We start from the raw sequence: 13,995 nt of genomic DNA on the forward strand, positions 1-13,995 counted from the left end.
CGTGATGAAAGCCTTTCGCTGGTGTGTAGTCGCAGCGTTGATGCTGGCGGCGATCCCTCTTCGCGCCGCCTGTACCTGGCCTGCCTGGGAGCAGTTTAAAAAGGATTACATCAGCGAGGGCGGGCGCGTCATCGATCCGAGCGACACGCGCAAAATTACAACGTCGGAAGGGCAAAGCTATGCGTTGTTCTTTGCCCTGGCCGCTAACGATCGCAAGGCGTTTGACCAGTTGCTGACGTGGACGCGCGATAACCTTGCCAGCGGCAATCTCAACGATCGTCTGCCCGCCTGGCTCTGGGGACAGAAAGACAAAGAAAACTGGGGGGTGATTGATACCAACTCCGCCTCAGATGCCGATGTCTGGATTGCCTGGTCGCTGCTCGAAGCGGGCCGGTTATGGAAAGACCCGGACTATACCCAAACGGGCAAGGCACTGCTAAAACGCATTGCCAGCGAGGAAGTAGTGAAAGTGCCGGGGCTCGGCTCAATGCTGCTTCCCGGTAAAGTCGGTTTTGCCGAAGAAAACGCCTGGCGCTTTAACCCCAGCTACCTTCCTCCACAGTTAGCGAGCTATTTCACCCGCTACGGTGCCCCGTGGACCACGCTGCGTGAAACCAATCTGCGGCTGCTGCTGGAAAGTGCGCCGAAGGGATTCTCGCCGAACTGGGTGCAGTATCAGAAAAACAAAGGCTGGCAGCTACAGCAGGATAAAACGCTGGAAGGGGGCTATGACGCCATCCGTGTCTATCTTTGGGTGGGCATGATGAGCGATAAAGATCCTCAAAAAGCCCGGCTGCTGACGCGCTTCCAGCCGATGGCGGCAAAGACAATTAAACAGGGCGTGCCGCCGGAGAAAGTGGATGTGGCGACGGGGAAACACACCGGCAATGGCCCGGTCGGGTTCTCTGCCGCGATGCTGCCGTTTTTACAGCAGCGCGATGCCCAGGCGGTTCAGCGCCAGCGCGTGGCAGATCATTTTCCCGATAACAATGCCTACTACAGCTATGTATTGACTCTTTTTGGTCAGGGATGGGATCAGCATCGTTTTCGCTTCACCGCTAAGGGTGAATTAATACCGGATTGGGGCCAGGAATGCGCAAGTTCACAGTAAATCTACTCACTCTATCGCTTGGGCTGGCACTGATGCCGCTGGCGCAGGCCGTTAACTCTCCGCAGCAGAAACAGCTGCTGGAGCAGGTTCGGCTGGGCGAATCGACCCATCGCGAGGATTTGGTTCGTCAGTCGCTCTACCGTCTTGAGCTGATCGATCCGAACAACCCTGACGTCATTGCCGCCCGCTTTCGCTACCTGCTGCGCCAGGGCGATAACGCCGGAGCGCAAAAAGAGCTGGACCGCCTGAAGGGGATCGCCCCTGACTCCGGCGCGTACCAGTCCTCACGCAATACCATGCTGCTTTCCACCCCGGATGGCCGCCAGCAGCTTCAGCAGGCGCGCTTACTCGCTACGACAGGGCACACGCAGGAGGCGATTGCCGCCTATGACAAGCTCTTTGGCGGTAACCCGCCGGGCGGCGACGTGGCGACGGAATACTGGAATGTGGTGGCGAAAGATCCTGCCCGTCGCGCTTCGGCCATCAACCAGCTGAAAAAAATAAACAGCAGCAGCCCCGGGAATACCCAGCTCCAGACGACGCTGGCCCAGCTTCTGTTCCAGAGCGGACGCCGTGATGAAGGCTTTGCGGTGCTGCAGGAGATGGCTAAATCCACCGCCGGCCGCGGCCAGGCCTCTGACATGTGGTATGAGCAGATCAAAGACCAGCCAGCCAGCAGCGCCAGCGTCACCGCGCTGCAAAAATACCTAACCGTCTTCAGCGACGGCGATAGCGTCGCGGCGGCGCGCGCCCAGCTTGAGGCGCAGCAAAAGCAGCTCGCTGACCCGGCGTTCCGCGCGAAAGCGGAAGGGCTGGCGGCAGTGGATGCCGGGCAGGGGAGTAAGGCGGTGGCGGAGCTGCAAAAAGCCGTCAGCGCCAACCATGCCGACAGTGAAGCGGTGGGGGCTCTGGGGCAGGCCTATTCCCAGAAAGGCGACCGCGCCCGCGCGGTGGCACAGTTTGAAAAGGCGATTGCCCTCGATCCGCAGAGCGATAACCGCGGGAAATGGGACAGCTTGCTGAAGGTTAACCGCTACTGGCTGCTGATCCAGCAGGGGGATGCGGCGCTGAAGGCGAATAACCCGGCGCAGGCGGAGCGTTACTATCAGCAGGCGCGCAACGTCGACAATACCGACAGCTATGCGGTGCTGGGGCTGGGAGATGCTGCCGCCGCGCGTAAAGATAACGACGCGGCGGAGCGTTATTACCGCCAGGCGTTACGTATGGACAGCAGCAACAGCAATGCGGTTCGAGGCCTTGCCAATGTTTACCGCGCGCAGTCCCCGGAGAAAGCCTCGCAGTTTATCCAGTCGCTCTCTGCCAGCCAGCGCAGGAGTATTGATGATATTGAGCGTAGCCTGACTAACGAGCAGCTTTCCGCCCAGGCAGAACAGCTGGAGAGTCAGGGGAAATACGCTCAGGCGGCAGAAATTCAGCGTCGCCGTCTGGCACTCTCGCCCGGTGACGTCTGGATAACGTATCGTCTCTCGCGCGATCTCTACAGCGCGGGCCAGCGCAGCCAGGCGGATACCCTGATGCGCCAGCTTGCCAGCCAGAAACCGTCTGACCCGGAGCAGGTGTATGCCAACGGGCTCTACCTGTCCGGAAACGATCAGGACCGGGCCGCGCTGGCGCATCTGAATACCCTGCCGCGCAGCCAGTGGAACGGCAACATTCAGGAACTTGCCGACCGTCTGCAAAGCAATCAGGTGCTGGAAACCGCCAACCGCCTGCGCGACAGCGGCAAAGAGCAGGAGGCGGAAAATCTTCTGCGTCAGCAGCCTGCCTCCACCCGCATCGACCTGACGCTGGCGGACTGGGCGCAGCAGCGTGGCGATCTGAACGCGGCGAAAACGACGTACAGCGCCGTCCTGCAGCGTGAGCCGCAGAACGAAGACGCGATCCTCGGTCTGACCGAAATTTACAGCGCGGAAGGTAACAAAGATGCCGCCCGTGCGGAGCTCGCGAAACTGCCCGCCGCGCAAAACGGCCAGCCGCTGTCGCTCAACATGCAGCGCCGGATCGCGATGGCGCAGGCAGGACTGGGCGATTCCGCTGCCGCAGAACAGACCTTCAGCAAAATCATTCCGCAGGCTAAATCGCAGCCCGCCTCCATGGAAAGCGCGCTGGTGCTGCGTGATGCTGCCCGCTTCCAGACGCAAAACGGCCAGCCGCAGCAGGCGCTGGAGACGTATAAAGATGCGATGGTGTCGTCCGGCATCACCACGACGCGTCCGGTGGACAATGACAGTTTCACCCGTCTGACGCGTAACGATGAAAAAGATGACTGGCTGAAGCGCGGCGTGCGCAGTGACGCCGGTGATTTGTACCGTCAGCAGGATGTTAACGTCACGCTGCAGCACGACTACTGGGGCTCCAGCGGCACGGGCGGCTATTCCGACCTGAAAGCGCATACCACCATGCTCCAGGTGGACGCCCCGCTCTCTGACGGGCGCATGTTCTTCAGAAGCGATCTGGTCAACATGGACGCCGGCACCTTTGATAACAATAACGGAACCTACGACCCTAAATGGGGGACCTGCTACGACACGCCGTGTAGCGGCAACACCAGCCAGAGCGACAGCGGCGCCAGCGTCGCCGTTGGCTGGCAGAATAAAACCTGGGCGATGGATATTGGTACCACGCCAATGGGCTTTGACGTCGTCGACGTGGTGGGCGGTATCAGCTACAGCAGCGATTTAGGCCCCATCGGCTATACCGTCAACGCCCATCGTCGGCCTATCTCCAGCTCTCTGCTGGCGTTCGCCGGGCAAAAAGATACCAATACCGGCACCACCTGGGGCGGCGTGCGCGCGACGGGCGGCGGGGTAAGCATCAGCTATGACAAAGGCGAGGCGAACGGCGTCTGGTCAAGCCTGAACGCGGAAACGCTGACCGGTAAAAATGTGGAAGATAACTGGCGCGTCCGCTGGATGACAGGTTATTACTACAAGCTCATTAATAAAAACAACGAGCGCCTGACGGTCGGCGTCTCCAATATGCTCTGGCACTACGATAAGGATCTGAGCGGCTATTCCCTCGGTCAGGGCGGCTACTACAGCCCGCAGGAGTATGTCTCCTTCGCGCTGCCGGTGACCTGGCGTAAGCGTACGGAAAACTGGTCCTGGGAGCTGGGTGGCTCGGTGTCCTGGTCCCACTCCAAAACCAAAGACGAGCTGCGTTACCCGATCCAGAGCCTGATCCCGACCGATGAGCCAGGCCGCTATACCGACCGTGGCGCGATGGAAACCGGCAGCTCCTCCTCCGGGACGGGTTATACCGCGCGGGCAATTATCGAACGCCGGGTCACCTCCAACTGGTTTGTGGGCATGGGCGTGGATATTCAGGAAGCGAAAGATTACACCCCAAGCCATGCGCTAATTTATGTGCGCTACTCTGCTGCAGGCTGGCAGGGCGATATGGACTTACCGCCGCAGCCGCTTATTCCTTATGCGGACTGGTAATCGGATTTTCCTTAATCCATTTGTAAGTCTCTCTTAATAGCGCGGCAATCGGGTATACTCAGGCGCGCCAGGTTTACACCCTGGCGCGCCCTGCGCTTCGAGTTTTGTGGAGAGTCATTTTGCGTGTCAGCCGTTCCTTAACGATCAAACAAATGGCGATGGTCTCTGCCGTCACTATGCTGTTTGTACTGCTCTTCTGCGTAATTTTGCTGTTTCATTCCGTACAGCAGAATCGCTATAACACGGCTTCGCAGTTAGAAAGTATCGCCCGCTCGGTGCGCGGCCCGCTCTCCGCCTCGATCCTGAAAGGGGACATTCCCGAAGCGGAAACCATCTTAAAGCGCATTCAGCCTGCCGGCGTCGTTAGCCGCGCCGATGTCGTCTTACCCAACCAGTTCCAGGCGTTGCGGATGAGTTTTATCCCGGAGCGTCCCGTCCCGATGATGGTGATGCGCCTGTTTGAACTGCCGGTGCAAATTTCTCTGCCTCTCTATTCGCTGGAACGTCCTGCCAATCCGCAGCCACTGGCCTACCTGGTTCTGCAGGCGGACTCGTACCGGATGTATAAATTCGTCATGAGTTGGGTGGTTACGTTAGTGACCACTTGCTTACTTATGACCCTGATCATCAGCGTAGCGCTGACGTGGTGTATAAACCGCCTCATTGTTCACCCGCTGCGCCGTATCGCCCGCGAGCTGAATGGGCTTTCGCCGCAGGATCAACTGGGGCACCAGCTTGAGCTGCCGCGTCTGCACCAGGACGATGAGATCGGTATGCTGGTGCGCAGCTACAACCTCAACCAGCAGCGCATCCAGCGTCATCAGGATGAGCTAAACAACAGCGCCACGCGCTTCCCGGTGTCGGAGCTACCTAATAAAGCGTTTCTGATGGCAATGCTGGAGCAGACCGTTGCGCGGCAGCAAACCACGGCGCTGATGGTGATTGCCTGTGAAACCCTGCAGGACACGGCGGGCGTGCTCAAGGAGAGCCAGCGTGAAATGCTGCTGCTGACGCTGGTGGAAAAGGTGAAGTCTGTCCTTGCCCCGCGCATGGTGCTGACCCAGGTCAGCGGTTACGACCTGGTGGTGATTGCCAACGGCGTGAAAGAGCCGTGGCACGCCATCACATTAGGTCAGCAAGTACTCACTGTCATAAATGAGCGGCTGCCCGTGCAGGGCATCCAGCTTCGTCCGAGCGCCAGTATCGGTATCGCCATGTACTACGGTGATTTAACGGCGGAGCAGCTGTACCGCCGCGCGTTCTCGGCGGCGTTTACCGCCCGGCGCAAAGGGAAAAATCAGATCCAGTTCTTCGACCCGGAGCAGATGGAAAAGGCGCAGCAGCGCCTGACGGAAGAGAGCGATATCCTGACCGCGCTGGATAACCGTCAGTTCGCCCTCTGGCTACAGCCGCAGGTGAATTTACAGACGGGGGAAGTGAAAAGCGCCGAGGCGCTGCTCCGCCTGCAGCAGCCGGATGGCTCCTGGGAGCTGCCGGAGGGGCTGATTGAGCGCATCGAATCCTGCGGCCTGATGGTCACCGTTGGCTATTGGGTACTGGAGGAGTCCTGCCGCCAGCTTGCCGCCTGGCAGGAGCGCGGCGTAACGCTGCCGCTGTCGGTCAACTTGTCTGCCCTGCAGCTTATGCATCCGACGATGGTCTCCGAGATGCTGGAGCTGATCCACCGCTACCGGATAAAGCCTGATACGCTGACGCTGGAAGTGACGGAGAGCCGGCGCATTGACGATCCTAACGACGCGGTGGCCATCCTGAAGCCGCTGCGCAATGCCGGCATTCGCATCGCGCTGGACGATTTTGGTATGGGGTACGCCGGGCTGCGCCAGCTTCAGCACATGAAAGCCCTGCCGGTGGACGTGCTCAAAATCGATAAATCGTTTGTCGACGGGCTGCCGGAGGACAGCAGCATGGTGCAGGCCATCGTCCAGATGGCGCGCAGCCTCAAGGTGCACCTTATTGCCGAGGGGATTGAAACCGAAGCGCAACGCGTCTGGCTGGCAGAGGCGGGCGTCGAGAGCGGCCAGGGCTACCTTTTTGCCCCCGCAGTGCCGCCGGATGTCTTCGAGCAGCGATACCTTTCTGGCGCTGACCATAACGCAAAAGTGTAATTTTGTTGCTGGCTTGTGCGAGCCAGTTCAAAGTTCTTAACATTTGTGTTTCAAATTTGAACCGGGTTTATTTCTGTCCTGTTATACGGGTGTTATTTTAGAGCCGCAGGTTAACCATAACCTTACAAAGCCTGTGGTTTTTCTTCCCAAGGACACCCTATGAAAACCTCACTCTTCAAAAGTCTTTATTTCCAGGTCCTGACAGCCATCGCCATCGGTATTCTGCTGGGTCACTATTACCCGGAGCTGGGCGCGCAAATGAAACCGCTTGGCGACGCGTTCGTTAAGCTCATTAAAATGGTCATCGCCCCGGTGATCTTCTGTACGGTGGTAACGGGCATCGCTGGCATGGAAAGCATGAAGGCGGTGGGCCGTACCGGTGCAGTGGCGCTTCTCTACTTTGAAGTGGTCAGTACCCTTGCGCTGATTATTGGTCTGGTCATCGTCAACGTGGTACAGCCTGGCGCGGGTATGAACGTTGATCCCTCTACGCTGGATGCCAAAGCGGTTGCGGTCTATGCCGAACAGGCGAAGGATCAGGGCGTGGTCGCCTTCCTGCTGGACGTCATCCCTGGCAGCGTCATCGGCGCCTTCGCCAGCGGAAACATTCTGCAGGTGCTGCTGTTTGCCGTGATGTTTGGCTTCGCCCTGCACCGTCTGGGCAGCAAAGGCCAGCTTATCTTCAACGTGATTGAAAGCTTCTCGCAGGTCATCTTTGGCATCATCAATATGATCATGCGCCTGGCGCCGATCGGTGCCTTCGGTGCGATGGCCTTCACCATCGGCAAGTATGGCGTTGGCACGCTGGTGCAGCTGGGTCAGCTGATCATCTGCTTCTACATCACCTGTATTCTTTTCGTGGTGGTGGTGCTGGGCTCCATCGCCCGTGCGACAGGCTTCAGCATTTTCAAATTCATCCGCTACATCCGTGAAGAGCTGCTGATTGTTCTGGGGACCTCCTCTTCAGAATCGGCGCTGCCGCGTATGCTCGACAAGATGGAAAAGCTCGGGTGCCGTAAATCGGTGGTCGGCCTGGTGATCCCGACGGGGTACTCCTTCAACCTTGACGGTACCTCGATATACCTGACGATGGCGGCCGTGTTTATCGCCCAGGCGACCAACAGCCATATGGATATTTTCCATCAAATCACCCTGCTGGTGGTGCTCTTGCTGTCGTCTAAAGGGGCGGCGGGCGTGACGGGCAGCGGCTTTATCGTGCTGGCGGCCACCATTTCTGCGGTGGGGCATCTGCCGGTGGCGGGTCTGGCACTGATTCTTGGTATTGACCGCTTTATGTCTGAGGCGCGTGCTCTTACCAACCTGGTGGGTAATGGCGTGGCCACGGTGGTGGTCGCGAAATGGGTGAAAGAGCTGGATCACAAGAAGCTCAACGATACGCTGAATAATCGCGCGTCTGATAGCAAAAATCCTGGTTTAACCTCCTAATCTTGTCACAATTGCCCGCATTCCCTTGTCGGGATGCGGGCTCCTGCGCATAATAACTGTTCATACCTGTCATAATTCGACAAGATTTTTTTTGGGTATATTTCACTTCGGACCGTGACGTTTTGCCGAACGCGCGGTCTAATCGACGTGTTTTCATCGTCATCTTTTAGAGTGCAGCGCGTCGCGAGACACTCTTTTTAACCAGGAATGTTGATCAGGGGTTCACATGCAGGGCACAAAAATTCGACTCTTAACCGGCGGTTTGCTGATGATGGCAGCAGCCAGTTATGTGCAGGCAGATGCGCTCCAGCCAGACCCGGCCTGGCAACAAGGCACGTTAGCGAACGGTTTTCAGTGGCAGGTGTTATCTACTCCACAGCGTCCCAGCGATCGTATTGAAATCCGTCTGTCCGTAAATACCGGCTCCCTTACGGAAAGCACTCAGCAAACCGGTTTTAGCCATTTTATTCCCCGTCTGGCGCTCACGCAGAGCGGCAGCTTGCAGGCAGTACAGGTGCGTTCGCTGTGGCAACAGGCCATCGATCCGAAACGCCCCCTTCCTCCGGCTGTGGTCTCCTATGACTACACCATGTTTAACCTGAGCCTGCCAAATAACCGTAACGACCTGCTTAAAGAAGCCCTTACCTATCTCTCCGATGCCTCTGGCAACCTGGCGGTTACGCCGGACACCGTGAACTATGCGTTGAGCAACGGCGACATGGTGGCGACCTGGCCTGCGGATACCAAAGAGGGCTGGTGGCGTTACCGTCTGAAAGGCTCAACGTTGCTGGGGCACGATCCGGCAGAGCCGCTGAAGCAGCCGGTGGACGTCGAACAGGTAAAATCGTTCTACCAGAAATGGTACACCCCGGACGCGATGACGCTGATCGTCGTCGGCAATGTGGATAGCCGCGCGGTGGTTGAGCAGATCAACAAAGCGTTTGGCGATCTGAAGGGCAAACGCGAAACGCCAGCCCCTGTCCCGACGCTCTCTCCGCTGCGCGCCGAGCCTGTCAGCATTATGACGGACACCGTGCGCCAGGACAGGCTCTCCGTGATGTGGGATAACGCCTGGCAGCCTATTCGCGAGTCTGCGGCGCTGCTGCGCTACTGGCGTGCCGATCTGGCGCGTGAAGCGTTGTTCTGGCACGTTCAGCAGACGCTCAGCAAAAACAACGTGAAGAACATTGGCCTTGGCTTTGACTGCCGCGTGCTGTTCCAGCGTGCGCAATGTGCCATTAACGTTGAATCGCCGGGCGATAAACTGAATGCGAACCTGGGTGTGGTGGCGAAAGAGCTGGAAAAAGTACGTAAAGAGGGGCTCTCTGAAGAGGAGTTCAACGCGCTGCTGGCCCAGAAAAAACTGGAGCTGCAGAAGCTTTTTGCCACCTACGCTCGCGCCGATACCGACATTCTGATCAGCCAGCGGATTCGCTCCCTGCAGAATCAGGTTGTCGACATTGCGCCTGAGCAGTACCAGAAGCTGCGTCAGGACTTCCTGAACGGTCTGACTGTGAATATGCTGAATCAGGATTTACGTCAGCAGCTGTCGCAGGATATGGCGTTGATCCTTCTGCAGCCGAAAGGCGAGCCGGAATATGACATGAAGGAGCTTCAGAAGACCTGGGATTCCATTATGGCCACCGCGTCGCAGCCGGCGCAGGCTGCAACGGCTGATGATCTACACCAGGACGCGACGGATATTCCGCAGGGGCAGTAACCCCCTCACGCTGACCCTCTCCCGTTTGGGGAGAGGGTTAGGGGAAACTAAACAGGCATCGCCTCGCGCGGAATAATCGCCCCGCGATACTGAATCACGGTGCTGGCCGTCAGGTGCCCACGCTGTGCCGCCGCTTCCGGCGTTCCCCCCGTCAGGCGTACCGCCAGGTAGCCCGCGCTGAAGGAATCCCCCGCCGCGGTGGTATCAATCACTTTCTCTTTGGCCAGCTTCACCGCAGGGACCTCAACCACCGCTTCACCCGCAATCGCGACCAGGCACGACTCCGCGCCGCGCTTAATCACCACTTCGCTCACGCCTGCTGCGTGCGTACGTGCAATCACGTCCTCAACCGGCTTTTCACCCCACAGGGCGTCTTCATCATCGAGCGTCAGGAAGGCGATGTCCGTGCACTGCAGCATCTGCTTATAAACCTGCTGCGTCTCTTCGCGGCTGGCCCACAGGCGCGGGCGGTAGTTGTTATCAAAAATCACCTTCCCGCCGTTGGCGCGGCATTCGCGCAGCAGCGAGAGCAGCTTTTCGCGGCTGGTCGGGCTTAAAATCGCCAGGCTAATGCCGCTCAGATAGAGATAGTCAAACGTCGCCAGCTCTTCGCAGATGGCCGCGGCGGCATCGCTCTCCAGCCAGAATTTGGCCGCGGCTTCGTTACGCCAGTAATAAAACGTGCGTTCGCCGGTGCTGTCAGTTTCGATGTAGTAAAGCCCAGGCAGGCGGTTTTCCATACGCTGTATAAGCGAGGTGTCAACATGTTCACTCTGCCAGGCTTCCAGCATCTGCTGGCTGAAGCTGTCCGTGCCGAGGGCGGTGACGTAGTTCACGGTGAGTGCCTCAGGCGCAACCTGACGGGCAATGTAAACCGAGGTGTTTAACGTATCGCCACCAAATCCGCGGCTGACTTCCGCGCCTTTTTGTGACAGCTCAATCATGCATTCGCCAATCACGGCAATTTTTTTGGACATAGTCGTGAACCTGAACAGAAGAATTTTCAGCAGTGTGCGCCGAGTGAATTAGATGGTCAACTATATTAAAACGGTGTTCCATTATTTTATTTGAGCCAGCGCGTGTTCCGGCAAATTTCTGTCATCTTAATTTCATTTCCACGGTGAATTGAACATAAAGTTCTCAATTATCGCGCCGATAATCCTGTGACGAGTCCAGAAAGGCTATCCCAACAACAGGACATCTGAAATGAAGTCAGAGCAGGTTATCCAGCGGCTGAGCACTACGCCTGAGGCAAGCATTGAGAACTTGCAGGAGCATCGCTACTGGCTGCAATGTGAGCGCGCGTACACCTGGCAGCCTATCTATCGAACGGACGGTCGGCTGATGGCAATTGAGATTTTGACCGTCGTTACGCATCCCTCAAACCCTACTCAGCGCATCGCGCCGGATCGCTATTTTGCCGAAGTTGCCGTTCGCCAGCGTCTGGACGTGCTGGAAGAGCAGCTCCGTATGCTGGCGACGAAACAGGCCTTTTTCGAGCAGCATACGATCCTCGCCTCGGTGAACGTGGATGGCCCAACTCTGCTGGCGCTGCGTCAGAACGCGAAGCTGCAGGAGCTGATCGCCACCCTGCCGTGGCTGCGCTTTGAGCTGGTGGAGCACGTGCGCCTGCCGCAGGATTCCTCGTTTGCGTCAATGTGTGAATTTGGCCCGCTGTGGCTGGATGACTTTGGCACCGGTATGGCGAACTTCTCGGCCCTCAGCGAAGTGCGCTATGACTACATCAAGGTGGCGCGCGATCTGTTCATCATGCTGCGCCAGACCCCGGAAGGGCGGAATCTGTTTACGCTGTTATTGCAGCTGATGAATCGCTATTGCCAGGGGGTGATCGTTGAAGGCGTGGAAACGCTGGAAGAGTGGCGTGATGTGCAAAACTCTCCCGCAGCGGCGGCGCAAGGCTATTTCCTCTCTCGCCCCGTGCCGATGGATCTCCTCGAAAGCGCCAGAACGACCCTCTGATAACCCCGTTTCCCTTTGTCTGGACTATAGTTTTACAGGACAGGTCATCAGGAAAGGGGATAACAATGACAAAAACAACCAGGATCATTTCCTGGATTACAGGGATTTTCTTGTTGTTGATCGCGATCGTCGTCATCATTATCGCGACGTTTGACTGGAACCGCCTTAAGCCGACCATCAACCAGAAAGTCTCAACTGAGCTGAACCGTCCCTTCGCCATTCGTGGCGATCTGGGTGTGGTATGGGAGCGTCAGAAAGAGGAGACCGGCTGGCGAAGCTGGATCCCCTGGCCGCACGTCCACGCCGACGACATTATTCTCGGCAACCCGCCGGATATCCCCGAAGTGACCATGGTGCATCTGCCGCGCGTGGAAGCCACGCTGGCGCCGCTAGCGCTCCTGACCAAAACCGTCTATCTACCGTGGATCAAGCTCCAGCAGCCCGATGCGCGCCTGATCCGCCTCTCTGAAAAAAACAATAACTGGACGTTTAACCTTGCCAGCGACGGCGAAAAAGATCCGAATGCCCAGCCCTCTTCGTGGTCATTCCGTCTGGACAATATTCTTTTCGATCGTGGGCGGATCGCCATCGACGATAAGGTCAGCAAGGCAGACGTGGAGATCCTGGTCGATCCGCTGGGTAAACCGCTGCCGTTTAGCGAAGTCACGGGCAATAAAGCGAAAGGCGATAGCGCCAAAGCGGGTGATTATGTCTTCGGCCTGACGGCAAAAGGGCGCTACAACGGTCAGCCGCTTAACGGGAAAGGGAAAATCGGCGGCATGCTGGCGCTCCGGAGCGAAGGCACGCCATTCCCGGTGCAGGCGGATTTCCGCTCGGGGAATACGCGCGTGGCGTTTGTGGGGACGGTCAACGACCCGATGAATATGGGGGGCGTCGACCTGCAGCTCAAGTTCGCCGGTGACTCGCTTGGCGAACTGTATGAACTGACCGGCGTACTGCTGCCGGATACCCCGCCGTTCGAAACGGACGGGCATTTGGTTGCCAAAATTAATACCGAAAAATCGTCCGTTTTTGACTACCGGGATTTCAACGGCCGCATCGGCGACAGCGATATTCACGGCACGCTGACCTACACCACCGGAAAACCACGGCCAAAACTCGAAGGAGATGTCGAATCCCGCCAGCTGCGTCTGGCCGATCTTGGCCCGCTGATAGGCGTGGATTCGGGCAAAGGGACAAAGTCAAAAGAGGTTAAGAAGGACGTTCAGCCTGCGGGAAAAGTGCTGCCTTACGATCGCTTTGAAACCGATAAGTGGGACGTGATGGACGCAGATGTGCGCTTCAAAGGACGCAAGATTGAGCATGGCAGCACGCTGCCGCTGAGCGATCTCTCGACGCATATCATCCTGAAAAATGCCGACCTGCGCCTGCAGCCGCTGAAGTTTGGCATGGCGGGCGGGACGATTTCCTCCAACATTCACCTGGAAGGCGACAAAAAGCCGATGCAGGGGCGGGCGGAGATCCAAGCGCGTCGATTGAAGCTGAAAGAGCTGATGCCGAACGTGGAGCTGATGCAGAAAACCCTCGGTGAAATGAACGGCGATGCGGACATTCGCGGGGTGGGGAATTCCGTGGCGGCGCTGCTGGGCAGCGGCAACGGTAACCTGAAACTGCTAATGAACGACGGTCTGGTCAGCCGCAACCTGATGGAGATCCTGGGGCTGAACGTTGGTAACTTTATCATCGGGCAAATCTTTGGCGATGACGAGGTGCGGGTGAACTGCGCGGCGGCGAATGTGGATCTGGTTAATGGCGTGGCGCGTCCGCAGATTTTTGCCTTCGACACGGAAAACGCGGTGATTAACGTGACCGGTACCGCCAGCATGGCCTCCGAACAGCTGGATTTGACCATCGATCCGGAAAGTAAGGGGATTCGTATTATTACCCTGCGCTCGCCGCTTTACGTGCGTGGGACCTTCAAAAATCCGCAGGCGGGCGTCAAGCCCGGGCCGCTGATTGCGCGTGGCGCGGTGGCCGCAGCCCTCGCGACGTTGGTCACCCCGGCCGCCGCGCTGCTGGCGTTGATTTCGCCGTCAGAAGGCGAGGCGAATCAATGCCGGACGATTTTGTCGCAGATGAAGAAGTAAGGTGCGGTTTGTTATTGCCGGGTAAGGCGTAGCCGCCACC

General features: G+C 57.9%; 8 protein-coding genes. 7 read left to right on the plus strand and 1 reads right to left on the minus strand.

Annotation, left to right across the window (positions count from 1 at the left end; translation table 11 throughout):
* Positions 1 to 4: 4 nt before the first annotated feature.
* The 5 genes from bcsZ (at position 5) to IM271_RS09375 (ending at position 9,867) form a co-directional block, all read left to right on the plus strand.
* Complete coding sequence (gene bcsZ / locus IM271_RS09355) at positions 5 to 1,111, plus strand: cellulose synthase complex periplasmic endoglucanase BcsZ (RefSeq protein WP_047363559.1); 1,107 nt, start codon at positions 5 to 7, stop codon at positions 1,109 to 1,111.
* A complete protein-coding gene (gene bcsC / locus IM271_RS09360; protein ID WP_193052491.1) occupies positions 1,093 to 4,575 on the plus strand; it encodes a cellulose synthase complex outer membrane protein BcsC in 3,483 nt (1,160 codons plus the stop codon). The genes bcsZ and bcsC overlap by 19 nt, the downstream gene beginning before the upstream one ends.
* A gap of 119 nt (positions 4,576 to 4,694) precedes the next feature.
* Positions 4,695 to 6,701, plus strand: a complete 2,007-nt coding sequence (hmsP, locus tag IM271_RS09365) for a biofilm formation regulator HmsP (RefSeq protein WP_028014755.1) — start codon at positions 4,695 to 4,697, stop codon at positions 6,699 to 6,701.
* A gap of 159 nt (positions 6,702 to 6,860) precedes the next feature.
* Positions 6,861 to 8,147 (plus strand): dicarboxylate/amino acid:cation symporter, encoded by a 1,287-nt coding sequence (locus IM271_RS09370; protein WP_028014754.1) that lies wholly within the window; start codon positions 6,861 to 6,863, stop codon positions 8,145 to 8,147.
* 226 nt (positions 8,148 to 8,373) lie between these two features.
* Entirely contained in the window at positions 8,374 to 9,867 is a 1,494-nt protein-coding gene (locus IM271_RS09375) for a pitrilysin family protein (protein WP_193052492.1), read from the plus strand.
* 47 nt (positions 9,868 to 9,914) lie between these two features.
* On the opposite strand, the gene IM271_RS09380 is transcribed toward IM271_RS09375, so the two are convergent.
* Entirely contained in the window at positions 9,915 to 10,844 is a 930-nt protein-coding gene (locus IM271_RS09380; protein WP_045259405.1) for a sugar kinase, read from the minus strand.
* A gap of 229 nt (positions 10,845 to 11,073) precedes the next feature.
* Here IM271_RS09380 and pdeH point away from each other — a divergent pair, with 229 nt between their 5' ends.
* The gene (gene pdeH / locus IM271_RS09385) at positions 11,074 to 11,847 is read left to right on the plus strand and encodes a cyclic-guanylate-specific phosphodiesterase (RefSeq protein WP_041911854.1); all 774 of its coding nucleotides are present in this window, start codon (positions 11,074 to 11,076) and stop codon (positions 11,845 to 11,847) included.
* A 65-nt stretch (positions 11,848 to 11,912) separates the two neighbouring features.
* Positions 11,913 to 13,955: an AsmA family protein gene (locus IM271_RS09390; protein WP_193052493.1), complete on the plus strand. Its 2,043-nt coding sequence runs from the start codon at positions 11,913 to 11,915 to the stop codon at positions 13,953 to 13,955.
* Positions 13,956 to 13,995 lie beyond the last annotated feature (40 nt).

Origin of the sequence: Enterobacter cloacae complex sp. I3 (assembly GCF_014896175.1) — a bacterium.
GTDB lineage: Bacteria > Pseudomonadota > Gammaproteobacteria > Enterobacterales > Enterobacteriaceae > Enterobacter > Enterobacter bugandensis.

Excerpts from the sequence above, each read along its gene's own strand:
- IM271_RS09380 (WP_045259405.1), bottom strand. The coding sequence starts at position 10,844 with ATGTCCAAAAAAATTGCCGTGATTGGCGAATGCATGATTGAGCTGTCA.
- bcsZ (WP_047363559.1), top strand. The coding sequence starts at position 5 with ATGAAAGCCTTTCGCTGGTGTGTAGTCGCAGCGTTGATGCTGGCGGCG.
- bcsC (WP_193052491.1), top strand. The coding sequence starts at position 1,093 with ATGCGCAAGTTCACAGTAAATCTACTCACTCTATCGCTTGGGCTGGCA.
- IM271_RS09370 (WP_028014754.1), top strand. The coding sequence starts at position 6,861 with ATGAAAACCTCACTCTTCAAAAGTCTTTATTTCCAGGTCCTGACAGCC.
- IM271_RS09390 (WP_193052493.1), top strand. The coding sequence starts at position 11,913 with ATGACAAAAACAACCAGGATCATTTCCTGGATTACAGGGATTTTCTTG.
- pdeH (WP_041911854.1), top strand. The coding sequence starts at position 11,074 with ATGAAGTCAGAGCAGGTTATCCAGCGGCTGAGCACTACGCCTGAGGCA.
- IM271_RS09375 (WP_193052492.1), top strand. The coding sequence starts at position 8,374 with ATGCAGGGCACAAAAATTCGACTCTTAACCGGCGGTTTGCTGATGATG.